The following is a 24,085-nucleotide window of genomic DNA, read 5'->3' as shown; positions in this document are numbered from 1 at the left end:
TAATAAAAAGCTGCGGCGTCCCCTCTACCTGCCGCAGCTCCGATAAACCTCGCGAATCCGCAAGGCCACTTTGCCGACGGAATACCGGCGGACCGTAACGGCGCGTCCCATTCTCCCAAGCGATGCACTCCAAGCGGGGGCGTTAAGTACGAGCTCGATGTCTTTAACCAAGCTTCCGACCGTCAGCGGCCGTCTGCCGCCGTGATCGCCGAATTGATTGCGCAGCGCCGACGCAAGATTCGATTTCCCGATGATGCCGAAATAGCTTTGGGTTCCGGCCGCAATAAGCGGTTTCCCGCAGGCCATCGCTTCGTTCGCAACCGTTCCCGTGCCGACGACTGCGTTAGCCGCTCCGTAAAGATGCCAAACGTCCATGATCGGAGGACGCACAAGCACGGCCCTTCTTCCGATACGCCGATTGGTTTGAGCCGCAAGTCGGGACAGCCGTTTGCGATAGACGCCCGGTCCGGCTAACACTGCGGTAAACTTCGGCGATATTCGGGCGATTCGTTCGCTTGCCTGAATGACCTTTCGAGCAATCGGATATTTGTCCGCGGCCAATCTGCTTGCATAAGCCAGCATGCTCCCCGATAGCGGAAGACCGAGCTTTCTTCTGCATGCCGTTTGATCGAGCGGTCGGAAAAGATCGGTGCGGATGCCGATCGGGATATGGACGAATTTATGAACGGGAATTCGCAGCGTTCGCAGCCAGTCCGACAGGTTCGGCGTAACGGTAATGATCCGGCGTGCGATCCTCGCCGCCTCCCGTAAAGACGAAAGGCTGTGATAACGGCCATGCACCGTCAAGACAACGGGCATTGGGCGGCGGCGGTATAAGGCTGCGACCAGCCGGAAAGTAAGCGAATCGTTAGCATGCACCATTTGGTACCCATTGGCTGCGATCAAACGGGACAGTTTCGAGGCGGCGGATTTCGCGTTAGCCAAGCCTGGGAGCAGATGAACCTTAATTCCCTGCCTCCGGCACCTTCCCACTTGCGGGCCGCCGGATGTCGCGATTCCGACACGAACACCCAAGGGTCTTAAGGCAAGCGCCAAGTTGATGATATAGTTTTCGGTACCGCCGATATCCAAACGATAGACGAGCATCAGAATGTTGATTGCTCTTCATTCCCTTCTCTTGCAAATAAACGCTATTCTACCTCCTCTTCAATATATTCCGGAGAAAAGGAAACGACAGGGTGTCCGTGCATTAAAGCCTTTTCCCAAGCAAAAACCTCCAAGCTCCACTTGTGAAGTGGGACTTGGAGGCTTGGGTACTCCGTGCGTCAGTATATGCGCATTTGCTGCTTATAGACAGTCTCGTCGTCGTTCGAGTCCATCACGCGGATTTCGACGGTCCAGCTGCCGGCGAACGGCATGTAAGGCCCAGTCGCTTTGAAGCTGTAGCGCGTGAAGTCCAGGAAGGCGTCGAGCTCCTTATCGTCGTAAGGCTCGATCGGCACCTCGATCGGCGCGATAGACTTGTCGTCGTTGTAGATCATGTTAAGCTGCACATATTTCGGCTTGCCCAGCTTGTCCGGCAGCCATGCTTTGACGATAAACGTATTCGTGCCGGGCACGTTCGGGGTGATGCGCGTCGTCATATGCACTTTGGTGCCCATCTCATGGTAGGCAAACGGCTGATTGGGAGGCACCGGCGCCACGTACGTGAGAACCCCCACAACAATGACGATCAGAACCATCAGCGTCAAATCGATCCGAAGCCACAGCCTCGCTCCCGTATTTTGCCGTTTGCGGAGCATGAGTCTGATCGTGCCTGCCGATATGAGCACAAGCAGCACGAGGCCGACTTTAATCAGCAGCAGCGTACCCCACTGAGTATACAGCAAATAATCGAGCTTCGGCAGAAAGAGCAGCGTCGAAGCGGCTCCGGTCAAGGTCAGCACAATGATGGACAGAAACGCCATTCGCGAGAAACGCGGCAAAAGCCTTTCCCGTACGTCCGAGTTTCGCCAAAACACGGCGACCATCACGATACCGCCGACCCAAAGCGCGGCTCCCGCCAAATGAATCCAATCGAGCGGCACCGTCGCGAGCCTCGGATCGAATGCCATCGCATGTCCGTTTACGCTTTTGGCGGCGAGCAGCGCGGCAACCCATATCATATCCAGGATGCGGTGGCGCCGGAGCAGGACGAAGCCGGCTAGCGCCAGAAGGAGCGAGGCCATCCATGACAAGCCGATGCTCGTCCCGGTAAACAAGCCGAACAGCTCCGAAATGCCGCCTTCGCCGAGCAGCTCGTCATAATGCGAGTAAATAAGCACCAGAAGCGAGATCACATAGGCGCGCTGCAGCCCGACCGCCCATAAGTTGAGCCGGTTTCTCGTTTCTCCCGTTTGTCCGGACAACAGCGCCGACCAAACGATCCATCCCGCAAGCGTCAGCAGGGTCAAATACGAAGCGATCCGGGAAGCATATTTCAGCAAATCCTGAAAGCCCATATTCCAAGAAAGGCTATGCTGGTGCTCGTTGCCGATCGATGCCGTCGTATTGCGCGGCGGGCCTACCGTAATGACATAACTTCCGTCGACGGGGTGGCCGTCAGCGGAAATGACATGGTACGTAACGAGGTACGCTCCCTTCGGAAGCTCCGGCAAATCGAGCGTCAATCCGGTATTGTCCGGATTCAGCTTCGCTTTCTCCGACGTGGCCGGCCGGCCGATTTCATCGAGAACTTTCATATAGAACAGCTTCTCTTCGATTCGTTCGTTAAACGTAAGCGAGATTTGCCGCGGAGGCGTATCCATCTGGCTGTTCGGCTCCGGCACCGCTTGAACGAGCGAAGCGTGGCCGAAAGCGGTCGACGGAACGGCAAGCAGCGCCGCAAGCAAAAGCAACAGCGGCAGCAGCGGCTTCCAGATTGTCGTCCGTTTCGCCGGCATCCATAAGTTCAACAACAGGTATCCCTTCTTCCTTACCAATAGTTCACGCATTCCCGCGCGGAAGCTCAGCAGCCGCAATCCGCCTGCCCAAGAGGCTTTCTTCCCCTGAATCCGTCCTCCACGCCATGATAATAAAGAATGCGCTCCTCGCCCTGCCGCCAACAGAGCAGCACTTCCCGCCCCTCCAGCAGCGCAGGGAAGTCGACCAGTCCGCTTTCGATATCTTTCAGCTCGGCGCCCTTCAAATGAATGCCGTTTATTTGCGTACGCGCTTCGATTTGCAGAAACTCGATCTCGCATTCCAGTTCAAAAAACGGATCGGCCTCTTCATCGCTCCCGTTCGCCGCAGAGACGATTTTGCGCAGCCTCAGCTCGGCTACCTTATCTTCCATCTTCCGAACCGTCTCCTGCAAAGCTTCCAGCTCCGTTCGGATAACCGGCAGCAGCGCGTTCGCTTCCTGTACCGTAAAATATTTTCTCATCAGAGCCATTTCCCCCCAATAATGCGAAATCGGCGAGCTTGCTGAAGACCTAACGATCCTCCGGCTTCCAGAACAGTTTACTAAAAAGTACATGCAAAAGCCACGGACCGGAGGAGGGAAAGGTGAACAAGACGTGAACGATGCGACGCCCAAACCGTTCCATGCCGGCGGGACGCCGCGCTTCCGCCGGCTTCCCGCATCACGTGCCGAGCACCTTTCTCCCTCTCGGCTGAACGCCGTTCGCGTCGGGCTCAAGCGTAATGCCCACGGCCTCGAACGCGGTTTCGGACTCACGGAGCTCAAGCGTCAGCACGCCCCGCCCTTGCGCGTCCACCCGGAACGTTCCTCCGTTATAACGCTTGCCCTCCTTGATCAGCCATACTTGATAAGCTTCTTCTCCAGTCGTCGAAGCGAGTCCGTTCAGCTGCAGCACTAGCTGCTCCAGGTCCCCTTGCCGGGTAAGCCACCCGGTGCCGCTCGCCTGCGGCATCGACTTGTCGAACGCCTTGAGCGAAAGCTGCTTCACGACTTGCGCGGGCGGCAGCAGCCGAACGTCGGCTTGGTTCGTTTCGCCGCCGCGAGCCGCCATCCACCCCCATGCGGCCAACCCGCCGACCATCAGGCTGACGACGGCCGCCGCGGCGGCATACGCCAACGTTTTTCTTCTGAAGGCAGGGGCAGGCAAATACGCAGGTAACGAAGCTGCGGACGGTTGTTCCTTCCGTACGTCTCCCGCTTCGTTCAGCCCTTCCCCGTTCAAAATCGCCTCCAGCACGCGCTCCCTGGCTTCCTGCGGCATCTCTTTCTCTTCCATCGCATAAGGCAAAGCCTCCCACGTCTGCCGCAGCTCCGCAAGCTCCTCCCGGCACGACGGACATTCCTGTACATGAGCGGCAAAAGCGTCCGCTTCTACCGGCGAAAGCTCCTGCAGAAAATACGAAAACAACGATCCGCACGGTTTCGGTTGCGTAGACATCTTCCCGCTCACTCCTCTCTCCACGATTTCATATATTCGCGCAGCCGCTTGAGCGACTGGTGCAGCCGGCTTTTGACCGTGCCCACCGGCTCCCGGTTGCGTTCCGCAATTTCGCTTAGCGTATAGCCTTCCCAGTACAGCTCGCGGATAAGACGGGCTTGACTGTCCGACAACTGCCGGGAAGCTTCTTCGATTTGCTGCTTCAGCAGCCGCTGCGCCACGATATCCTGCGTGCGGTCGTGCCGTTCGTCCTCTCCTAGTCCGGGAACGGACAAGTCGTCATAGGGAACGAGCGCCTCCTGCTTTCGTTCTTTGCGAAGCTGATCGATCGTGACATGACGCGTTACCGTCAGCAGCCAGTTGACGAACAACCCTTTGGCGCTGTCGTAGCTTGTTTCCGTCGTCCATAGCTTCGTGAAGACGAGCTGCACCACGTCGTTTGCAAACTGGGGATCGCCTTTGGCTTTCCATGCAAACGAGTAGACGAGACGCACGTACCGGTCGTACAACACGCGCAGCGCCTCGCTTTGCTTGTCTCCTATCATCCGCATCAATTGCTCATCCGAAACATCATGCACGCGATCGGCACTCCCCGGGGGTTTATAACCCTTTTGATCGTTAAGGCCCCTAACGGGCAAACGAACTACCGTCATCATCTAACATCCGGCTCCTTTCCGCAAGCGCTTTTTGGCGACCTTTAGGGAAGTAAACATGCGGCATTCAAGCGCTCCCCATACACGCGGCAAAAATAAAAAGCCCCGTTCGGGCCGGATCGCTCCGGCCTGACGGGATACGTTATTCTGGCGGCGCGTACGCGCCCGCCCTTCGTTATTTGACGATAATCGTCGCTTTCATAAAGCCTTTATGCGGCTCGCAATAATACGTGTACTCGCCCGGTTTATCCAAGGTAATCGTCGCCGATTCGCCCGTGGCGAGCAGCTTGGTGGCGAACACCGGCTTGCCGTCCGCCGTCAGCGCGTCGGATACGGCGTTATGCTCGAACTTATCTTTATTGGTGAACGTAATCGTCGAACCTGCTTCAACCGTCAATGTCGCCTGCGAGAAAGCGAAGTCGGCCATCTCGATGGCATAGGTCTTTGCCGCCGGCTGCTGCGGTGCGGATTGTTTAGCCGACGGGTCGATGACGTACCAGACGTTGTTGACGCCTTGGCCGGTCGCGTCCCCTGCTTTCATGTCCTTGACGAAGTAGTACAGCGGCATTCCCTTATAGGTCGTCTGCTTCGTGCCGTCCTCCCGTGTAATCGTGCCGAAGTCTGCCGCTTTCAAATCTGCCGTATCGGCTATATGCGCCGAGTAGAAAATCGGCCAATTCGCTTCGCAAGTCCCTTTACAGACGCTCATGTCCTTGCTGTCCTTCGTGAACAAGTAAAGCGTTTTGCCTGTCGAATCGACCAGGAACTTGCCGAGGCCGTCCTTCGTCGAAACGGAAACCGCCGCATGATTGACAACGTACCAGACATTGTTTACCCCTTGGCCGTTCACGTCCCCCGCTTTGGTGTCTTTAACGAAATAATAAAGCGGCATTCCCTTGTAGGTCGTTTGCTTCTTGCCGTCCGCGCGAACGATCGTCAGGAAATCGGAGGCGCTCAGCTCGCTGGGGATTTGGATGTTTTCCGCGTAATAGACCGGCCAGTTGGCCGCGCATTGATCGGCGCAAACGCTCGTGTTCGCCGTATCCTTCGTAAAATAATAAAGCGTTTTGCCCGCTTCGTCGGTCAAATAGGCGCCGAGCTTCATGTCATGCGCCAAGCGAATCGAAGCGTAGCCGGCCGAGGACGCTTTGCCCGCATCGACAACCTTCTGCTCGACAAGCGCATCGATCAGCGTTTTCGCGCCGCCCTTCACCTTCGTTTTCAGCGCTTCCACGGTGGCCGACGCGATATGGCGGTTGCGCAGCGCGCCCGCTCCCGCGATTTGCGACAGCCCTTGGCTTTTGGCGAAGGCGAGCACATCCCCATACGTAAAGTCCGTATCCTGCTTCTGACCGAGCGCCTCCAGCAGCACCTTATAATACTGCTGATCCGTAATCGGCCCAGCGGGCTCGAATTTGCCGCCGCCCGTTCCCGTCCAGCCCAGCTGCGGATTTGCCTTGAGATAAGCCAAAATCGCTTGGTTGGCTTCGTTCACGGCGCTTGCATCCGTAAAGTTATCCGTCCCTTTGTAATCGAGTGCCGCCTTCTCCAGCCCTTTCAGGCGCAAAAACAAAATAGCTGCCTGCAAACGCGTCGTCGGCTTGGCCAAGTAGCTGTCGGTCACTCCGCTTCCTTCTCCTTGAAGAACGCCCAGCTCGGTTACGATCTGTACATCCGTCTTCACGTTGGCTGCTGCCGGAGCCGCCGTTGTCCCTGTCTGAGCGTCCGCCGCCCAAGCCGGAACGGCAGAGCCCAGCATGAGCGTGCTTGCCAGCAGCCAAACCGCCTTACGATTACGCTTCTTCATTGTCATTATTCCTCCCCGGTTATGTATTCCTTACCCATGAAACGCCTACATGCAAGGTAACGGAGCAAACCGGAAAACGGTTTTAGAACAAACGAAAAAATTTTCGCATGCGGCCGGGGAATATACGGTTGGATGGGGCAAATACTTCCCCCCTTGCAAAGAAGTCCCCGGAAAGCGCGGCTTTCCGGGGACTTCTTTTCATTTTAATAAGACAAGCCGTTTGTAGAGCCCCGTCAAAAAGTACAAAAACACATGCATGCTGATCCGCGTCGTCCGGTCGCGCGTATCCCGATTCGGGTCCACGCACACCATGTCCATGGCGATGACGCGCTCCCACTCTCCCAGCGCTTCCGCGCAGTAGAACAAATCGAGCGGAGACAAGCCGCCGGGGCCGATGGCCGGCACGCCCGGAACATCCGACTGGTCGAGCACGTCGATGTCGAACGTGACGTAAACGGAATCGACGTTCGGCGACAGCTTCTCCACCGCTTCGTTTAAGATCGTCCGGATCCCGCGCTCCCTTACGTCCCTCGCCGTGTAGAGCGTAACGCCCTCCTGCTCGGCGTAGGTCCGGTACGCCTTGGAGTTGGCGAAGCTGCGAAGACCGATATTCACGACATCCTCGCCGCGAACGACGCCGGTTTCCAGCAAGCTGCGGACGGGCGTGCCGTTCGATCTGCCGCCGGAGGCCGTATCCCGCACGTCCAGGTGGGCGTCGAATTGGATCAAGCCGATGCGCTCTCCGCGCGCGCGCTTCATGCCGGCCAGCGCCGGATACGTGATCGAGTGATCGCCGCCCACCATGCACGGCACGACGGACGGCAGCCGCTCCGCCACCTCCGCGAACGCCTGCTCGATGCGGGAATGGCATTCCGGTATATCGGTCGTATGCATGACGATGTCGCCCATATCGCGGACGCGCAGCGGTTGCAAATCGACGTCGTCTTCAAAGTTATAGGTCGTGAACGATGAGAACAGCTGACGGAATACGTTCGGATGCATATGGGCGCCCGAGAAGCTGATCGAGCTCTTCGAGAGCGGCGCGCCGATTACGGCCGCCTGGAACGGCTCGGAGCCGTCCCATTCGGATATCCAATCGCTGAGCCGCGTCACGTTCGGATCGGCTTGACCGAACGTATACACGAGACTCGGCCGCTGTAAATAAGGGATCTTGTGCATCATCGATGCCTCCTGTCGTGGTTGACGCCGAAGAAGACCCGGCTCAATGGTTTTGCAGCACCTGGCTCAAGAAGGTTTGCGTACGCGGGTGAGAAGGACTTGTAAAAATGGCGGCAGGGGCGCCTTCTTCGATAATGACGCCTCCGTCCATGACGACGACGCGGTCGGCCACTTCGCGGGCGAAGCCCATCTCGTGCGTCACGATGATCATCGTCATGCCCTCCTGCGCCAAATTCCGCATGACCTGCAGCACTTCGCCGACCGTTTCCGGATCGAGCGCCGATGTCGGCTCGTCGAACAGCATCACGCCGGGCTTCATCGCCAGGGCGCGCGCGATCGCGACGCGCTGCTTCTGGCCGCCGGACAGGCTAGCCGGACGGGCGTGCGCCTTCTCTTCCAGCCCGACTTTGCGGAGCAGCTCGACGGCAAGCCTTTCCGCTTCGTCTTTGGGCACGCCGCGAAGCGATATCGGAGCCAGCGTAATATTTTGCATGACGGACATGTGCGGGAACAGGTTAAACGATTGAAACACCATGCCGACTTCCTGCCGCATCGCATTCAGATCGCCCTGCGGCATTTCCTTCGACCGGGCGCCGCTCAATATGCGGCCGATCGACTTGCCTTCGATGAAGACATGTCCTTCTTCGAACGTTTCCAAATAGTTGATGCAGCGCAGCAGCGTGCTTTTGCCGGAGCCCGACGGGCCGAGAATGACGACGACCTCGCCGCGGTTCACCTGCAGATCCACGCCGCGCAGAACGCGGTTGCTCCCGAACGTTTTGTGCAGACCCGTGATTCGAATCATCGCATATCCTCCCCTGTGCTCAGACGTTTCTCCAGTTTCATGCCAACCAATCCGATGACGTTGTTGACCAAGTAGTAAAGCACCGCGACGGCGAACAGAAATTCGAGCGTTTTGTACGTGTCCGCGATCAGGATGTTGGCCTGCCGGAACAGCTCCACCACCGTAATGGTGGACAACAGCGACGAGTTTTTGGTAAGCGAGATCAGCTCGTTGGTCATCGGTGCCAGCATCCGGATAACGGCCTGCGGCACGATAATTTTGCGCATCGTCTGCGCGTGCGAGAAGCCGAGCGAGCGTCCGGCTTCCATCTGGCCGCGATCGATCGACTGAATCGCGCCGCGTATGACCTGCGACGAGTAAGCCCCGCCGTACATGCCCAAAGCGATAATGCCGGACACCCACGGTACCGTGTCGATGCCGAACATGATCGGCAAGCCGTAGTACAAGAGGAACAGTTGCACGAGCAGCGGCGTTCCCCGGAACCAGGATAAATAAGCGAGAGACAGGAGCCTGACCGGCTTGCTGCGCGCCATCTGCCCGAACGAGATAGCCGTTCCGACGACGATGCTGAGGGCAAATCCGGCCAGCGTATAGATGACCGTATACCATAACGACTGCAGCAGCAGCCGGACGTTTTCCCACTCCGCTAGTACGCTAAAATCGAATTGCTGCATGACAAGCCTCATTTCCCGGTATGCGACCGTTTTGTTGGAATCGTTTCGCGGCGGCCATCATTCCGTTCAACCGCATTATTCGAACCATTTTCTGACGATTTCGTTGTACTTGCCGTTCGATCTTACTTTCACGATGGCCTCATTGACCGCTCTCTTGAACTCCTGGTTGTCCTTGCGGATGCCGTAGCCGTAAAACTCTTCGGTCAGCTCCTTCGGCAGCACCTTGACCGTTCCTTTTTCCTTGGCGTACGTTTTGGCTGCGGGACCGCCGGTGACGACCGCTTCTACTTTGCCCGTTTCGAGTTCAAGGAACATTTCGGTGTTTTTCTCCACTTTGACGAGCGGAATGTCTTTATGGTTTTCTTCCAGGAATTTAACCGACTTGGTGCCGATCTGCACGGCTGCCTTCTTGCCCTTCAAGTCCTCGATTCCCTTGATCTTGTCGTTGTCCTTCTTGACCATGATCGTCAGGCCGCCCGGATAATACGTTTCGGAGAAGTCGATCGTCTGCTTCCGTTCGTCGGTAATGTACATGGCCGAAACGATCAGATCGAATTTCTTCGCCTGCAAGCCGGGAATGAGTCCCTTGAATTCCGTATCGACGAATTCGACCTTGTCCGCGCCAAGCTCCTTGGCAACCGCCTGGATGAGTTCGATGTCGAAGCCTTCGAATTTGTCGCCCGATTTGTATTCGAACGGTTTGAAGGTAGCGTCCGTACCGACGGTAAGCGTTTTCGTTTTGGCGATCTTCTGGAGCACTTCATCCTTGCTTCCGCTTGGCTGCGCGCTAGGCGACGCGGATTGTCCGCCTGCCGCCGTACTTGCTTTCCCTCCCCCGCAAGCGGTTGCAAAAAGCGCGATAACGCACAGCATGACGAGCAGCGCGGACCATTTCGTTTGTTTTCTTTTACTCATGAACGATTCCCCCTATAAAATGTGTTTGCTGTTGCATGTTTAAATAACATGCAAGTTTCGTGCCAATCGATTGCGGAGGCAAAAAGATTCGGATTTTGTAAGGGTTTTCATAAAGTGGCGAGCGAAATGAACGGACAAGCGGCACGAAAAAGCGGCCATTTTTGCCGGGGCGGCGGATTTTGCCGGTTGTTATCAAACAAGGATAAACGGCTTCGCCGTCCTTCTGGACGAGCGCGTTTACCGTTGAAATATGAGCACTTGATAGGTGAAACATATAAATTCTTAATATTCAAAAAAGAGGCTATCCCGCTTGGGACAACCTCTCTTAAGCGTAATTTCTCGTCTTCACTTTTTGACAGCCCCATTGGCATAACGGATTTTGAGGGCGTTATTTAAAGGATAATAGATAAATGTAAAGGAATAACGGTCTTTTGAGGCGTTATCGGGTAAAAATGGACTACTATCGATACATTTGGCGATAAATAACGACCCGAAAAGGCGCTATGATTCCGATGCGGGGTACTGGGCGGCAATTAAGGCCTCCAAAATCCGCTATCGAGGAGTGTTGCCTATTCTCACCACAAGCAATCGAAAAAAAACCACAAAAAACACGCAGGCTCCCCTACGTGTTGACTCCGTCCTCTTTCCATTTCGCCAGCTTGTCGCGCAGCGTCCGCTCGCCGATGCCCAGCGTGTCGGCGGTTTTGCGGCGGTTTCCGTCGAGTGCGCGGAGCGTCGCCATAATAAGCTTTTTTTCCGCTTCTTCAACGGTTTCCCCCACATAGACGGGCACGAGTCTTCCGTCGCCTTCCGCCGCCTGCCCTTGCCCGCGCTCCTGCCGCAAATCCATCGGCATGTCACGTATCGTAAGCATGTCCCCGTCCGCCAGGGCGATCGAACGCTCGATAATATTTTGCAGCTCCCGCACGTTCCCCGGAAACGAATAACCGGTCAGCAGCTGCAGCGCTTCCTGCGAAATGCCCTTCATCTGCTTCGACATCTTCCCGCCGATCTTGTCCATGAAGTGCCGGATGAGCGGCGGGATGTCTTCCTTGCGCTCCCGAAGCGGCGGCAGCTCGATCGGGATGACGTTCAGCCTGTAATACAAGTCTTCCCTGAACTTGCCCTGCTGCGCTTCTTTTTTCAGATCCCGATTCGTGGCGGCGATGATGCGCACATCGATCCTTTTTTCCTTGTGCCCGCCGATCGGGGTCACCGTCTTTTCTTGAATGACCCGCAGCAGCTTGCTTTGCAGGCCGATGTCCAGTTCCCCGATCTCGTCTAGAAACAGCGTCCCGCCGTCCGCGGTTTCGAATATGCCCGCCTTGCGCGCATTCGCTCCCGTGAAAGCTCCCTTCTCGTACCCGAACAGCTCCGACTCCATCAAATTGGCCGGGATGGCGGCGCAATTGATCGTCGAAAACACGCGTTCGCGGCGCTCTCCTGCAAAATGGACGGCCCGGGCGACAAGCTCTTTCCCCGTTCCGCTTTCTCCCGTAATCAGCACGCCGGAGTCGATGTTCTTCACTTTGTCGATCAGCGTAAATACCGGCTTCATCCGCTCGCTTTCGCCGATCAAGCCGTGCACGTCGTACGCCTTGCGGATTTCTTCGTTCAGCCATTCCACGCGGGAATGAAGGAAGTGCTGCTCCAAGGCCCGGCCGGCCAGCACCTTGAGCTCCTCCATATCGATCGGCTTCTGCACGTAATAGAAGGCACCGAGCTTCATCGCCTCGACCGCCGAGGCAATGCTGCCGAACGCCGTCATCATGACGACGACCGTCTTGGGCGACAGCCGCTTGATCGTCCGCAGCACTTCGATGCCGTCCCGCATGCCGATGCGCAGATCCAGCAGCGCGACCGCGAACGATAGCTGCGCGAACAATGCGGTCGCCTCGTCGGGATCCACGGACGTATAGACTTGATAATCGTCCTCCAGTATGAACGATAACGATTTGCAGATGGCCGCTTCGTCATCGAGAATCAACAGATTCGGTTTCGTCATTGCCGTTCTCCTCCCGCTCCGCCGGAAGCTTCAGCCTTACGCTGGTACCGGCGCCCTTCTCGCTCGTCACTTCGATTTCCCCGCCGTTCTCGCTCATCAGCCTGTAGCAGATCGACAAGCCCAGTCCGACCCCTCCGGCTTTGCGCGTAAAAAACGGCTCATAAATGTTCGCCAGGTCCGCAGGATCGATCCCGCGGCCGGTATCCGCGATCGCCAGGACGGTATGGCTTCCCTCGCCATATGCCGAAATGCGCAGTTGACCGCCGCCCTCCATGGCGTCGATCGCGTTTTTGATTACGTTGATCAGCACCTGCTTGATTTGCTGGGCATCCGCCCACGCGGCGCAGGACTCCGGCACGTCGAGCCTGACGTCGATCCGCTGCTTTTCAAGCAGCTGATGGAAGAGCAGCACGACCGCTTGAACCGTTTCGCCGATCCGGAACATCGTACTCTCGGGCGGCTTGTCGCGCGCAAAATCGAGCAGCTCGCCGACGATTCTGTTCAGCCGGTTCACTTCCCCGGTCACATGCTCCGCGAAAAACTCCCGGTATTCTTTATTGTCGTATTTGACCGGCAATAGCTGGGCATAAGAAAGAATGGAAGTGATCGGATTGCGGATTTCATGCGCGATTCCGGCGACCAGCTGGCCCAGCGATTGCAGCCGGTCTTTGCGGGCCAGCTCGTCGAGCGTTTTTTTGTAGGCGTCGACGCGCTTTCTCAGCTCTCTTTTCAACGTAAAGTTCCACCATAAAATGAGAAGCAGCACGCAAGTTACGGCCACAAGCCCGATGATGATGGACGTCAGCAGGCCGCGCAAATTGCGCGATGACGGATAAATATACTCGCCGAACCACTTGCGTTCGATCTTGGCATAGGTGCCGCTGCTCTTGATTTGGCGCAGACCGGCGTTGATCGGCTCCAGCATGCCGGCATTCCGTCTCAGCACGACCAGGCCGTAATCGGTAGGCGAGATCGGATCGCCGACGAGCTTGACTTGATCCTGCTGGCCGCTCGTCTGCAGCACGTACTGCCCGGTAATCTGATTGCCGATGAAGGCGTCCACCTTCCGCTCCAGCAGGAGGCGGATCGCTTCTTCTTGATTTTCCGCGGCCAGGACGGATGCATTTGGAAGCCGCTGCAAGACTTCCCGGCTAATATCGCCTTCCTGGACGGCCACCTTGCGGCCCAGAAGATCGTCGAGCGAGCGGACCGAGTAATTGTCCTTCAAGACGAAGATAGACTGTGTGCTCGTAAAATACGGCTCCGAAAAGGAATACAGCGAAGCGCGCTCCTTGCTGTGCTTCATCCCCTGGATGGCGTCCACCTTGCCGGACTCGAGCGCCTTCAGCGCTTCGCTCCACGGCATCGGATACAACTCGAACGAGATGCCCGTTTCGATCGATAACGCATTCATAATGTCGACGTTGAAGCCTTGAAACGTTCCGTTCGCTTCGAATTCGAAGGGCGGGAAGCGGTTATCGCCCGCCACGCGAATCGTTTGGCGCGCCTCGGAGGAAGGAACGGCGGCAGCCGAAGCGCTGAACGTCGTCCCATAAGCGGCGGCCCAAACGGCAACCAGCGCAATCAAGGCCGGGATGGTACGAAGAAAGGGGTATTTGCGCTTCATGGCTTTCCCTCCGAATACGCGGACGTGCCGCAAGCAGTATTTTCTATATAGTGCGTGTTTAAAAAGGCCACTTTTCAGAACCGAGAAGGTTGGATGAATCCGAGTACCGGATGAATGCAAGATTCGATGTCGAATAACCCACTGTTCTGCTTCGTTATCAAAAGGGGGCTTTTTTAAACAACCTCTATTATGTCTCAATTCGGACGATATGACAAAAAGTCCTGCACCGGTATGGCGCAGAACGGATTCGTCCGGTATGTTCGCCGGCCTCCTACACGAGCCTTCTGTACTGCTCGGGAGACAGACCGACGATCTCCTTGAAGTTGCGGCTGAAATGCGACGGCTGCTTGAAGCCGACCTGATAGCCGATCTCGGTGATCGACAGCTCTTGATGGGTAAAGATGAGCACCTTCGCTTGATTGATGCGAAAATGGTTCAAATAATGAAAAATCGTCATGCCCGTCAGTTCCTTGAAGAGCTTCATCATGTAATATTTGCTCAGATGAATATGCGTCTCCAGCCGTTCCATCGACAGATCGTCCATATACCTCGCTTCGATGAACGCGATGACTTCGCGAACGACCTTCTCCTTCTCGGTCGGCGGCGTTCTCTCCGCATGAGGCGCATCCTGGCTCCGTTCGCAAATAAACAACAGCAGGTCGGCCAGCGCCGCTAACAGCCGACCTTGCCGCAGCGGCCCCGGATCCCCGCTCCGCAGCCGTTCGAGCCGCTCAAGCAGCAGCTCCATCTCCTCCTGAGCCTCGGCAGGCAGAACCTGCTTGCCGAGGCTACGCTCTTCGAAGAGCTGGAGCGCATCGACCGGACCCAGCTGCTTGAGCAGCGGCTGCATAGCCGCCGGATCGAACTGCACGGCCGTGACGAACGTATCGTTCCCGCCGCCGCTCGGCGTCTCGGCGGCCAATCGGCCGGTGCCGTGACGATCCCCGGACAGCAGCAGCACGCTCCCCGCTTCCAGTATGTCATGCTGTTGCCCCTGCTCGTGGACGCAGCGGCCTTCATGCACGTAAACGACCGTATGCTTCCCCGGAGCCGAGGCCCGTCTCGTTCGCCGCTGCATCGCTGCAGCCCGGCCGGAATCGCCTGACGGTTCCGGATCGCAGAGCCGCTCCGGCGCGATCCGGTAGTCGAACTGCGCGAGTACCCCTTCGTAGGCCATACGCTCCCGTCCCGTCATCGCCCCGCCGCCTTGGCGTAATGCTCGCTGCGTTCGAATATGCCGCCGCTCTTCGCATAGAACGTCTCGTCCAGCAGGAACAAACCGTTTGCGTTATCCGTCCACGTCGCTCCGCTGCATGGATGGTAGCTGAGCATTTTCTCCCACCTGACATAGTTCTGCTCGCCGTTCGATTCCAGCAGGCCGATGCTCATGCCCGGAAGCGGCGCCAGGCGGGCCGCCAAGTTTTTGCTCCATTCGGCCATGAACGGATTGGCCGTCAGATCGCTGCCATAGCAGGCGGCGCCTCTTTCCCTGGCCGCGCTTGCAATCCTTAGGCAAACGCTCATCGTCTTGGCGGCGGGCTGCAGCGCTATCGCCGAATAGCCAAGATCCATTCGCTCCAGCGCATCGCACTCGTCATGAACGCTCTCGTCCGCCGCCATCCGAACCGGCATATCGCCTACCGCTTCATAGCATTCGGGAGCGAACGGCTCCTCGAACAGCAGGATGCGGTCCAGCGCGCCGATCCGGTCCGCGTGCTCGAACAATCGCAGCAACCGTTCCCTGCCGTCATAGCGCCCGTTGGCATCGAGCACATAAGCGACTCGGCCGTTCCGGGTATATGCGCACTCCCGTTCGCGGGCCAGCCGGTGTACGACGGAAAGGCGCCGCTTGTCCCAGTCGAGCATTTTCGCCGGGTCGCCGTCCTGGTTCGGGTCATAGCCAAGCTTTATTTTCAGCACGAAGAAGCCTTGCTCCAGCAGCTCTTCAATCGCAGCCTCCGTCATCCCGTACGAGACGAGCGGCATGCTTGCCAGCGCATGATGCCGGCTGGCCAGCGCCGGCCGAACCGCCTCCGGCAGCAGCTCGCCGAAAGACGGAAGCTTGCGTTCCTCGCCGTACAGCAGCCATGCGGCGTGGTCGATCGCCGCCAGCGCGTTCAGCACGAACGCAGGCTTCAGTCCGTCGTCGAGCCGTTTTTTCCCATAATCGTAGGCGGCGGGGATCAGCCGGTCCATCAAATCCAGCGGAGAATCGAACGGCGTCTCCTTCGCCAGCTGCAGCGCATGGCGCGTAAGCTGATGCATGATCGTATTGCCGTGCAGCTCGCTGAATTTCGCAAACACACCCGGGTCCGACCACAAAATGCTTTGTACGCCAAGTCCGATGCTTGACGCCCCTCCGGCGCTCTCCAGACGGATGATCGTTTGCCACACTTCCGTTAAATACGCACCCTTAAAACCGAGAGGGGAAGAAAGCAGCTCTCTTTCGATCGCCGCAGCGGCATGCTTGATCGTAATCATCGGTCGTTTTCCTCCCCGCTGAAAGTGAACAGACTGTTTCCCGGACGGCTAGCGCGCCGCCTCATGCTTGCGCGGCGTGAAGCCTCCCACAAACTCGAACCGCTTAGAGCGGCTTAACGAGCGAAGCGTAATGGCCGCTCGTTTCGAACACGCCGCCGCTTCGCTCGTAGAAATCGTCGCCCAGCCGGAATAATCCGTCGTCCGTACGCGTCCACGGCGATCCGGCGAGCGGATGGTAGGTTTGCATCGTTTCCCAGTTCCTGTAGTTTTGCGGGCCGTTCGATTCGAGCAGGCCGATCGTCAGGCCGGGAAGCGGCGCGAGGCGGGCAGCCACATTTTTGTTCCAATCGACCATAAACGGATTGACCGTCAGATCGGCGCAAAAGCACGGGATGTTTCGCTCGGCGGCGATCTTGGCCACCCGGAGACTCATGCTCATCGTCTTCGCGATCGGCTTCAACGCCATCGCCCGGTATCCGAGCTCGATCCGCTCGATCGCATCCTGCTCGTTATGCACGCTCTCGTCCCCGACTACGGCAACCGGCAACCCGCTGACATCGAGCTTATTCTCCTCCGCGAACGGCTCTTCGAACAGCACGATTTGCTCCAAGGCGCCGATCGCATCCGCATGCTCCAGCAGCCGGCTCACGCGGTCGATGCTGTCGTAGCGGCCGTTCGCATCCAAATAATAGGCGATCCGGCCGTTCGCCGTATACGGGCTGGTATGCGCCTTTGCGATCATGTGAATCCTGGTAAGCTGCTTTTTGTCCCATTCGAGCATTTTATCCGGATCCCCGTCCTTGTCGGGATCCGCTCCGACTTTGATCTTGAGCACGAAGCTGCCCGCATCAAGCATGCGCTCCAGCTCTTCCTCGCTTGTGCCGTAAGCGACGACCGGCACCTCGGCAACGGCGGAATGCCGGTGCGACAACGCCTTGCGGTATGGTGCCGGCAGCAGCTCGTCGAAGCTGGAGGCTCCGGTTTCGCCGCTGTATAGGAGCCATGCGGCATGATCGACGGGGACAAGCGCGTTCAACACGAACGTCAGCCGCAGCTTTTCATTGCCCGTCAGTTGCTTACCGTAAGCATAAGCCTTCGGAAGCAAGGCATCAAGCAGCTCGAAAGGCGTCGCGAAAGACTCTTTCTTGGCTTCTTCCAGCGCATATTGCGTAATTTGCCTCATATATTCGTTTCCGGCCGCTTCGCCGCTCGAGGTAAAAACCGCCGGGTCCGACCATAGAATGCTCTGGATGCTGAGACCGATCCCTTCATGGCCGGATGCTCCGGTAAGCCGTACGACCGACTGCCAAAGCTCGGTCAAGTAGCCGCCCTTGAACCCGAACGGAGCAAGAAGCGGCTCTTTTTCGATTGCGTGGACCGTTTCGTTAATGGCTATCATTCACATACACTCCCAAGTTACCTATCGATGCGCAGAGCCCGTTCCGGAAAGCGGAAAAGGATGATCCGGGTAGCCGTCGCCGGAGCGAGCACCCGTCACCCTCGTATCCTGTTCTCTCGTTAGTACTGCCAGGTTATCGGCAAATGCGACGAATCGGAAATAATCTTCAAGCTGTTACAGGAAAACTTCCTTGCCGGTCTTCGCCGACTCATAGATGGCCAGCACCAATTGTACGGCCGCGCGCGCCTCGGCGCCGTTCACCATCGGCTCGCGGTTCAAGGCAATGGCATCGATCATGTCTTCCAGTTGAATCGAGTGGCCCGCAATCGAAATGTTGGCCGGATCGCTGCTGGACGACGGCGCTTCCGCCACCTCCGGCATCTCCCCGGTTCCGTCCGACAATACCCATTGCTTAATGCCGCTGTCGCTGAACGATATCGTCCCGCTATCCCCGTGAAGCTCGAATCGCGCTTCCTGTCCCGGATACACGGAGGTCGTTCCCTGAATGACGCCGAATGCCCCGTTACGGAAACGGACGACGGCTACGGCGGTGTCTTCCACTTCAATGTCGCGGACGAGCGGGGCGGCATACGCGAAGACCGATTTCACGCCTCCCATCATCCACTGCAGCAGGTCGATGCCGTGGATGCCCTGATTCATCAGCGCGCCGCCGCCGTCCATTTCCCAAGTGCCCCGCCATGTCGAACCCTTGTAGTATTCCGGACTGCGATAATATTTCAGATAAGCGTCGCCGAGCACCATCCGGCCAAGCTTGCCCGATTCGATCGCCTTCTTGGCCTCGACGGCCGCCGGCATGGTACGTCTCTGATGGATGACGCCGAGCTTGACGCCGCTGCGGGCGCACGCATCGATCAAAGCGTCGATCGGCTCCAGTGCGATATCGAGCGGCTTCTCGACCAGCACATGCTTGCCCGCTTGCGCGGCGGCGATGCCGGCTGCGGCGTGATTCCCGCTAGGCGTACAAATGCAGATGACGTCGATATCGTCCCTCTTCAGCATTTGCGCATAATCGTCATACGCCTGCTCCGCACCGAACTCCCCTGCGAATTCCTGCGCCTTCTCCAGCCGCGAGGAACAAACGGCGGCAAGCTCGGCGCGTTCGCTCAGCTTAATGGCCCGGGCATGGAACTGGGCGACGACTCCCGCCCCCAATATGCCAAAACGGTATGTTTTGTTCACGAGCGTTCCTCCACATCCAAACTTATCGCCGGTCAGCTGCGAAGCGCCTTACAGATAAACCCGTTTGCCGGATTCGCGGCTTTCGTTGGCGGCTTCCATAAAACGCATGATTTCCACCGATTGCTCGACCGGCAGCGGCGATTGGCCGGTTTGGAACATGCCCATAACGGCTTCCAGCATGCTGGCGTACATCGGTTTAATCCCCGGCCCGTATGCGACAACCTCTTGAGGACCTTTCTCGTGGTGGATCAGGGCGCCGTATCCGTGGTTGCCTTTGCGGTTCCCGCGAATGACTCCGATTCTTCCGTCCTTCCATACGCCGACAGCCACGTCAAAATCTTCGCTGACCGATGCCGTTACATGCTCGCAGCCGGGTCCGAGAATGGCAAATGCCATTTCTACGGAATGGATGCCGTACCAGTAGTAGCCGGGGTTCGTCGGCTCCAGAGCCATCGGCGCATACACGTCGGCTCCCAGAATGGCGCCTTTCTCCGTGCTGGCAATCGCCTGTACGAGCGTTTCCGAGTAACGGAGGGACGACGAGCTCATAACGGGAATGTTATATTTTTTCGCCAGCTCGGCGATTTCAAGCGCTTCCTTCGAGCTTACCGTCATCGGCTTGTCGATAAAAACCGGCTTGCCGTATGGCGCAACGCGGCGGAAGTAGTCGATATGGGTGCGTCCGTCGACAGCCTCGATCATGATCGCGTCGGCAGCTTCCGCAACCGCTTCCACCGAATCCAGCATCTGCACGCCGAACTTCTCCTTCAGCTCGTTCGTAAATCCCGGTACACGCGAGTGGCTCATTTCAATATCGAGAGAGCCGCCTGGAAACGCTGCGACGACTTTGCCGCCCGGTACGTGATACTGATTCTCCTTGTTGTTCAACAGTTCGGTAAAGGCGGTAACGTGAGACGTATCGAGGCCGATCAGGCCGATGGTCAACTGCTTAGACATATGGTTATTCCCCTCCGCATAATGGTTCGGGCAACGCGGTCAAGTCCGAAACGTCCCCTTTGCCCAAAGTATAGCATACCGTTTTCGCGCTCTCTTCTCTCTGGGTGCTGTATTCCTTGTTTTATTTATCTATAAATGACTCTCGGTTGCGCCCAGGTATAGGAGTTTTTCATTATAACGATTCGCTCGGGTGGAAAATCGGATTTGCTTCCACTATAATAATATCCTTATCGCAGAACGCCGGGAGAGCAGCGGCGCAGCGGCTTCCGCCGTTTCACGCCAATAGGAAGCCCGCGCGCTGAATTTTGTTCCTTCCGGCCTGCCAACCAGTACGTTTCTTGTTTACGATCACAACTACTTGTTTTAACGAAGGAGGCCACCCCTATGGAGAAAACCCGGCAAAATCCGTTCGATGAAGAACTCGAGCGGCTGGAGGAAACATCGGGCATCATCGACGAGCAGCTTGCCAAGCTGCGGGCGATTCCCCGCTATTTCGGCCAAGATTTGACGGAGCAAGCGCTGGACGTACGGCGCGAGCAGCAGCAGTTTACGCTTGCCGTTGCGGCGAACGAGCCTTATTTCGGACGGCTGGATTTTCAGGAAACGGGGAAATCGGAAACGCAGCCGCTATATATAGGAAAGGCGGGCGTGGAAAATCCGAAATCGAACGACCCGCTTGTCATTGACTGGCGGGCGCCGATCGCAAGCCTGTTTTACTCGTTCACCGGCGGCGAGCTTCCGGCCTCCTACGAATCGCCCGAAGGCATCATCGACGGCCTCGTTTATTTGAAGCGAAATTTAGTCATCCGCAAGCAAGCGCTGCAGCGGGTAGTCGACACGTACGAGCGCGGCAGCGATCTGCTGCCCGTCGCCGACGAGTTCCTGCTATACCGGCTTGGCGAGAACAAAGACAACCGGCTGCGCGACATCGTGTCGACGATTCAAGCCGAGCAGGACCAAATCATACGGGCCGCCAAAAACTCGGCGCTCGTCATCCAAGGGGTCGCGGGCAGCGGTAAAACGACGGTCGCGCTGCACCGGCTGGCTTATTTGCTCTATCAATACCGCGAGAACGTCAAAGCGGAGAACATGATCATTTTCGCGCCGAACTCGATGTTTCTCGACTATATATCCGGCGTCCTTCCCGAGCTGGGAGTCGGCAACATCCAGCAGACCACGTTTGCGGATTGGGCGCTCGAGCTGCTCGAGCATGAAGGGAAGCTTGCGGACCCGTCCGCTGCGCTCCGCCGCTGGTTCGCGGTGGGCAAAGAACGTCCGGCTCTGGACGATCATGCTCCCGGCCGCTTTAAAGGCTCGATAGCCTTCCTCCGCATGATTGAGGCTTGGTTCGACGCCTATGAACAAACTTATGTGCCGCATGCCGAATTCGAGCCTTGGGAAGGCTGCAAGCTGGCGTCCGCGCGCATCCGCGAATGGTTCTATGTCGAGTACAAGCATTATCCGCTGCTCAAACGCCGGGAGCGCACAGTCGCCCGCATCGAGCGCTGGCTTGGCATGGAGCTCGACAAAATCGGGGATCCGAAACGCCGGAAAGAGCAAAAAAAGAAAGCGGGACAGCGGCTCAAGACGTTCCTGAAAAGCTGGCAGTCCCCAACTCCGCTGACGCTGTATAAGCAGCTGTTCGAGCAAGCCGCTTCGAGCGGCGCTGCGGCGCAAGAGCATGACGCAGGCGACACCTGCGGCCAGCCTCTGCGTATACCGCCGGAAGTCATTGCCGCTACCGAACCGGCATGGAAGAAAAAAGAAGTGCAGCCCGAAGACCTCCCGCCTCTTTTACTGATCCGCAGCCGGCTTTCCGGGACGGAGGGCGGCATGTTCGATCATGTCGTCGTGGACGAAGCGCAAGACTTTTCGCCGTTCCAGATCGCGCTTCTGAGCCGACAAACACGCGGAGGCTCGTTCACGATTCTCGGCGACTTGGCCCAAGGCATCCACGCTTATCAAGGCATCTGGAGCTGGGACGAATTTCTCTCCCTGTTCGATAGCGGACAATCAGGGTATTTCCAGCTCGAACGAAGCTACCGATCGACGATGGAAATCATCCATTTCGCCAATGCCGTCTTGTCCCGCAGCGGCGAAACGCTGCCCCTTGCCGTCCCGGTGTTCCGCAGCGGGGATAAAGTCAGCGTGACCTGCGTGGCGCCGAAGGATCGGGACCGCGAGCTCGTCGCGGCGCTGGAGCGGGAGCTTGCGGAAGGCAGCGCGAACACCGTAGCGGTGATCGGGCGAACGGAGGAAAGCTGCGCGGCGCTGCAAAAGCTGCTGGAAGCATCAGGCATAGCGGCTACGCTGATCGATGCGCGCCAGCGGGAATACAAGGGCGGCGTGTCCGTTCTGCCCGCGTATTTGGCCAAGGGTCTCGAATTTGACGCCGTTCTGATTGCCGACGCGGACGACCGGCATTATGAAGCTAGCGCAAGGGACGCCAAGCTTCTATACGTAGCGTGCACCCGCGCTCTGCATAGGCTGAGCCTCTTCTACACGGGCACCCCCTCCCCTCTTCTGGGGACTGTCCAGGATCTATAGCACCCGTCGAGGGCTTCGGAGCTGATTCCGAAGTCCTCTTTTATTGTCGAATTCGGGATGCCGGCCGCAAAAATGCTCTTGTCAGATAGTCCTTTTCCAGTTACATTGATAGGTATCGGTAAATAATTCCATGCTTACGACCCAACTTTCGGAGGAGCACCTATGAACCAATCGCTAATCGGCAGACGCTTGAAGCGTGATATCGTTAATGATTTCGGAGCGGTTCTGATTGCCGCAGAAACCCGCCTTAAACCCGAGCACTGGCAAAAGCTGATTCAGCACCGGGTAGAGATAAGCCCGCTCGATCTGCATCCCGAAGAGCAGGAACCGGCAGCTCATATCGGATTATCCGCGAATGAATCGAAGGTCGAGCAAGCGACTGAACGAATCAAGGGCATTTTCGATGAAATTCGCGACAAGCAAACGATCCCGATTCACGATATCCAAGAGCACGTCATCCCCTCGCTTGAAAGCGCTACCCATAATTACAGGGACCTGTTCCTGCTGCTTACGGACCTGCAATCGAAGGACGACTATACGTACCGTCACAATATCGGCGTCGGCGTGTTGTCCGCGCTGCTCGGCAAGTGGCTGAAGCTGTCGGAGGAGGAGCAAGCCCAGCTGATGGTTTCCGCTACCCTATACGACGTGGGAAAAATGCTCGTCCCCGAATCGATTTTGAACAAAAAGGGCAAACTTACCGCCGAAGAGTTCGAGCTGCTCAAAACGCATACCGTCCTTGGCCACGATCTGATCCGGGCATGTCCGGGCACGACCGACGTGATGGCCCGCGTCGCGCTCGAGCATCACGAACGAATGGACGGGAGCGGTTATCCGCACGGCAAAAAGAACGGCGACATCCATCTGTTCAGCAAAATCGTCGCAGTGGCGGACGTATTCCATGCCATGATTTCCGATCGCCCGTATCATAAGGCTATCCCGTTCTACGAAGCGCTTGACCAGCTGCGCGCCGATGCGTTCGGCAAGCTGGATTCGACCGTCGTATTCGCGTTTCTGGACAATATAATGAAGCAGTTCGTCGGCTCCAAGGTCATCCTGACGGACGGCTCCGAGGCCGAAGTCGTGCTCGTGCATCACGACGATCCGTTCAATCCGCTAGTCAAGACGTTAACCGACTTTATCGATCTGAAGAAAATTCCCGAACTCAAAATATCGCGCGTGCTTGGAATTGCTTCCGGTCTTTAGCTTTTATTGGAAAGACACAATATTGTCATAATTGCAAAATAGAGACCGATAAGACAGAAGTTCCCTACTGCAGTGTGGGTTTAGCCGTATACCAAACGTCTATCCTTCCGCTTTTCTTACGTTTTCTAAAGATACCCTAAAGTATTTACATATATTTCCACTTCAAATTCCAATGGTCAATTGAATATGATATGATATGTGGCATGGTCTATTAGTCCTAGATAATCATCGCGGGGTAGACGATGTCTCTTTTTTGCGTTTTTTTAGTT

20 protein-coding genes are annotated in these 24,085 nt (G+C 57.1%); 3 read left to right on the top strand and 17 right to left on the bottom strand.

The features are described from left to right. Window positions 1-24 precede the first annotated feature (24 nt). The 10 genes from ACKGJP_RS05685 to ACKGJP_RS05640 form a co-directional block, all read right to left on the bottom strand. Window positions 25-1,107: a glycosyltransferase family 4 protein gene (locus ACKGJP_RS05685; RefSeq protein WP_409344713.1), complete on the bottom strand. Its 1,083-nt coding sequence runs from the start codon at window positions 1,105-1,107 to the stop codon at window positions 25-27. A 179-nt stretch (window positions 1,108-1,286) separates the two neighbouring features. After that, window positions 1,287-2,918: a copper resistance CopC/CopD family protein gene (locus ACKGJP_RS05680; RefSeq protein ID WP_409344712.1), complete on the bottom strand. Its 1,632-nt coding sequence runs from the start codon at window positions 2,916-2,918 to the stop codon at window positions 1,287-1,289. A gap of 50 nt (window positions 2,919-2,968) precedes the next feature. Then, on the bottom strand, window positions 2,969-3,385 hold the full coding sequence (locus ACKGJP_RS05675) for a DUF2203 domain-containing protein (protein ID WP_409344711.1): 417 nt from the start codon (window positions 3,383-3,385) through the stop codon (window positions 2,969-2,971). A 199-nt stretch (window positions 3,386-3,584) separates the two neighbouring features. Then, a complete protein-coding gene (locus tag ACKGJP_RS05670; RefSeq protein ID WP_409344710.1) occupies window positions 3,585-4,361 on the bottom strand; it encodes an anti-sigma factor domain-containing protein in 777 nt (258 codons plus the stop codon). A gap of 8 nt (window positions 4,362-4,369) precedes the next feature. Then, window positions 4,370-4,939, bottom strand: coding sequence for a sigma-70 family RNA polymerase sigma factor (locus ACKGJP_RS05665; protein ID WP_409344709.1), 570 nt, complete (start codon window positions 4,937-4,939; stop codon window positions 4,370-4,372). Between the two features lie 250 nt (window positions 4,940-5,189). Continuing rightward, window positions 5,190-6,821, bottom strand: coding sequence for a plastocyanin/azurin family copper-binding protein (locus ACKGJP_RS05660; protein WP_409344708.1), 1,632 nt, complete (start codon window positions 6,819-6,821; stop codon window positions 5,190-5,192). Window positions 6,822-7,019: 198 nt separating this feature from the next. Then, the gene (locus ACKGJP_RS05655; protein ID WP_409344707.1) at window positions 7,020-8,003 is read right to left on the bottom strand and encodes an agmatinase family protein; all 984 of its coding nucleotides are present in this window, start codon (window positions 8,001-8,003) and stop codon (window positions 7,020-7,022) included. A gap of 40 nt (window positions 8,004-8,043) precedes the next feature. Then, the gene (locus tag ACKGJP_RS05650; protein WP_409344706.1) at window positions 8,044-8,805 is read right to left on the bottom strand and encodes an amino acid ABC transporter ATP-binding protein; all 762 of its coding nucleotides are present in this window, start codon (window positions 8,803-8,805) and stop codon (window positions 8,044-8,046) included. Continuing rightward, on the bottom strand, window positions 8,802-9,479 hold the full coding sequence (locus ACKGJP_RS05645) for an amino acid ABC transporter permease (RefSeq protein WP_409344705.1): 678 nt from the start codon (window positions 9,477-9,479) through the stop codon (window positions 8,802-8,804). Before ACKGJP_RS05645 ends, ACKGJP_RS05650 begins: the two co-directional genes overlap by 4 nt. A gap of 75 nt (window positions 9,480-9,554) precedes the next feature. After that, window positions 9,555-10,394 carry a transporter substrate-binding domain-containing protein gene (locus ACKGJP_RS05640; protein ID WP_409344704.1) on the bottom strand — a complete coding sequence of 280 codons (840 nt, stop codon included), beginning with the start codon at window positions 10,392-10,394 and terminating at the stop codon, window positions 9,555-9,557. A gap of 126 nt (window positions 10,395-10,520) precedes the next feature. On the opposite strand from ACKGJP_RS05640, the gene ACKGJP_RS05635 reads away from it, so the two are divergent. Continuing rightward, on the top strand, window positions 10,521-10,790 hold the full coding sequence (locus ACKGJP_RS05635; protein ID WP_409344703.1) for a hypothetical protein: 270 nt from the start codon (window positions 10,521-10,523) through the stop codon (window positions 10,788-10,790). Window positions 10,791-11,016: 226 nt separating this feature from the next. Here ACKGJP_RS05635 and ACKGJP_RS05630 read toward each other — a convergent pair whose 3' ends face one another. The 7 genes from ACKGJP_RS05630 to ACKGJP_RS05600 form a co-directional block, all read right to left on the bottom strand. Continuing rightward, entirely contained in the window at window positions 11,017-12,399 is a 1,383-nt protein-coding gene (locus ACKGJP_RS05630; RefSeq protein WP_409344702.1) for a sigma-54-dependent transcriptional regulator, read from the bottom strand. Continuing rightward, window positions 12,368-14,026 (bottom strand): transporter substrate-binding domain-containing protein, encoded by a 1,659-nt coding sequence (locus ACKGJP_RS05625; protein ID WP_409344701.1) that lies wholly within the window; start codon window positions 14,024-14,026, stop codon window positions 12,368-12,370. The genes ACKGJP_RS05630 and ACKGJP_RS05625 overlap by 32 nt, the downstream gene beginning before the upstream one ends. A gap of 271 nt (window positions 14,027-14,297) precedes the next feature. Next, window positions 14,298-15,221, bottom strand: coding sequence for a helix-turn-helix transcriptional regulator (locus ACKGJP_RS05620; RefSeq protein ID WP_409344700.1), 924 nt, complete (start codon window positions 15,219-15,221; stop codon window positions 14,298-14,300). Further along, on the bottom strand, window positions 15,218-16,507 hold the full coding sequence (locus tag ACKGJP_RS05615; protein WP_409344699.1) for a hypothetical protein: 1,290 nt from the start codon (window positions 16,505-16,507) through the stop codon (window positions 15,218-15,220). Before ACKGJP_RS05615 ends, ACKGJP_RS05620 begins: the two co-directional genes overlap by 4 nt. Window positions 16,508-16,610: 103 nt before the next feature. Next, window positions 16,611-17,906 (bottom strand): hypothetical protein, encoded by a 1,296-nt coding sequence (locus tag ACKGJP_RS05610; RefSeq protein WP_409344698.1) that lies wholly within the window; start codon window positions 17,904-17,906, stop codon window positions 16,611-16,613. Between the two features lie 174 nt (window positions 17,907-18,080). Beyond that, entirely contained in the window at window positions 18,081-19,106 is a 1,026-nt protein-coding gene (locus ACKGJP_RS05605) for a Gfo/Idh/MocA family protein (protein ID WP_409344697.1), read from the bottom strand. A 48-nt stretch (window positions 19,107-19,154) separates the two neighbouring features. Continuing rightward, a complete protein-coding gene (locus ACKGJP_RS05600) occupies window positions 19,155-20,063 on the bottom strand; it encodes a Gfo/Idh/MocA family protein (RefSeq protein WP_409344696.1) in 909 nt (302 codons plus the stop codon). 384 nt (window positions 20,064-20,447) lie between these two features. On the opposite strand from ACKGJP_RS05600, the gene ACKGJP_RS05595 reads away from it, so the two are divergent. After that, on the top strand, window positions 20,448-22,610 hold the full coding sequence (locus tag ACKGJP_RS05595) for a HelD family protein (RefSeq protein WP_409344695.1): 2,163 nt from the start codon (window positions 20,448-20,450) through the stop codon (window positions 22,608-22,610). 162 nt (window positions 22,611-22,772) lie between these two features. Beyond that, a complete protein-coding gene (locus ACKGJP_RS05590) occupies window positions 22,773-23,816 on the top strand; it encodes an HD-GYP domain-containing protein (protein ID WP_409344694.1) in 1,044 nt (347 codons plus the stop codon). Window positions 23,817-24,085: the final 269 nt, after the last annotated feature.

The sequence above is a fragment of the Paenibacillus litoralis genome, from assembly GCF_046244365.1.
Lineage (GTDB): Bacteria > Bacillota > Bacilli > Paenibacillales > NBRC-103111 > Paenibacillus_V.
The sequence above is the reverse complement of the archived record's forward strand: the minus strand, read 5'-3'. Positions and strand labels throughout refer to the sequence as shown.

Bases quoted from the DNA above. Each gene is read 5' to 3' on its own strand.
- ACKGJP_RS05600 (WP_409344696.1), bottom strand. From the start codon at position 20,063: ATGTCTAAGCAGTTGACCATCGGCCTGATCGGCCTCGATACGTCTCAC.
- ACKGJP_RS05655 (WP_409344707.1), bottom strand. From the start codon at position 8,003: ATGATGCACAAGATCCCTTATTTACAGCGGCCGAGTCTCGTGTATACG.
- ACKGJP_RS05635 (WP_409344703.1), top strand. From the start codon at position 10,521: ATGAACGGACAAGCGGCACGAAAAAGCGGCCATTTTTGCCGGGGCGGC.
- ACKGJP_RS05650 (WP_409344706.1), bottom strand. From the start codon at position 8,805: ATGATTCGAATCACGGGTCTGCACAAAACGTTCGGGAGCAACCGCGTT.
- ACKGJP_RS05595 (WP_409344695.1), top strand. From the start codon at position 20,448: ATGGAGAAAACCCGGCAAAATCCGTTCGATGAAGAACTCGAGCGGCTG.
- ACKGJP_RS05640 (WP_409344704.1), bottom strand. From the start codon at position 10,394: ATGAGTAAAAGAAAACAAACGAAATGGTCCGCGCTGCTCGTCATGCTG.
- ACKGJP_RS05625 (WP_409344701.1), bottom strand. From the start codon at position 14,026: ATGAAGCGCAAATACCCCTTTCTTCGTACCATCCCGGCCTTGATTGCG.
- ACKGJP_RS05620 (WP_409344700.1), bottom strand. From the start codon at position 15,221: ATGACGGGACGGGAGCGTATGGCCTACGAAGGGGTACTCGCGCAGTTC.
- ACKGJP_RS05660 (WP_409344708.1), bottom strand. From the start codon at position 6,821: ATGAAGAAGCGTAATCGTAAGGCGGTTTGGCTGCTGGCAAGCACGCTC.
- ACKGJP_RS05610 (WP_409344698.1), bottom strand. From the start codon at position 17,906: ATGATAGCCATTAACGAAACGGTCCACGCAATCGAAAAAGAGCCGCTT.
- ACKGJP_RS05645 (WP_409344705.1), bottom strand. From the start codon at position 9,479: ATGCAGCAATTCGATTTTAGCGTACTAGCGGAGTGGGAAAACGTCCGG.
- ACKGJP_RS05685 (WP_409344713.1), bottom strand. From the start codon at position 1,107: ATGCTCGTCTATCGTTTGGATATCGGCGGTACCGAAAACTATATCATC.
- ACKGJP_RS05590 (WP_409344694.1), top strand. From the start codon at position 22,773: ATGAACCAATCGCTAATCGGCAGACGCTTGAAGCGTGATATCGTTAAT.
- ACKGJP_RS05670 (WP_409344710.1), bottom strand. From the start codon at position 4,361: ATGTCTACGCAACCGAAACCGTGCGGATCGTTGTTTTCGTATTTTCTG.
- ACKGJP_RS05615 (WP_409344699.1), bottom strand. From the start codon at position 16,507: ATGATTACGATCAAGCATGCCGCTGCGGCGATCGAAAGAGAGCTGCTT.
- ACKGJP_RS05675 (WP_409344711.1), bottom strand. From the start codon at position 3,385: ATGAGAAAATATTTTACGGTACAGGAAGCGAACGCGCTGCTGCCGGTT.
- ACKGJP_RS05630 (WP_409344702.1), bottom strand. From the start codon at position 12,399: ATGACGAAACCGAATCTGTTGATTCTCGATGACGAAGCGGCCATCTGC.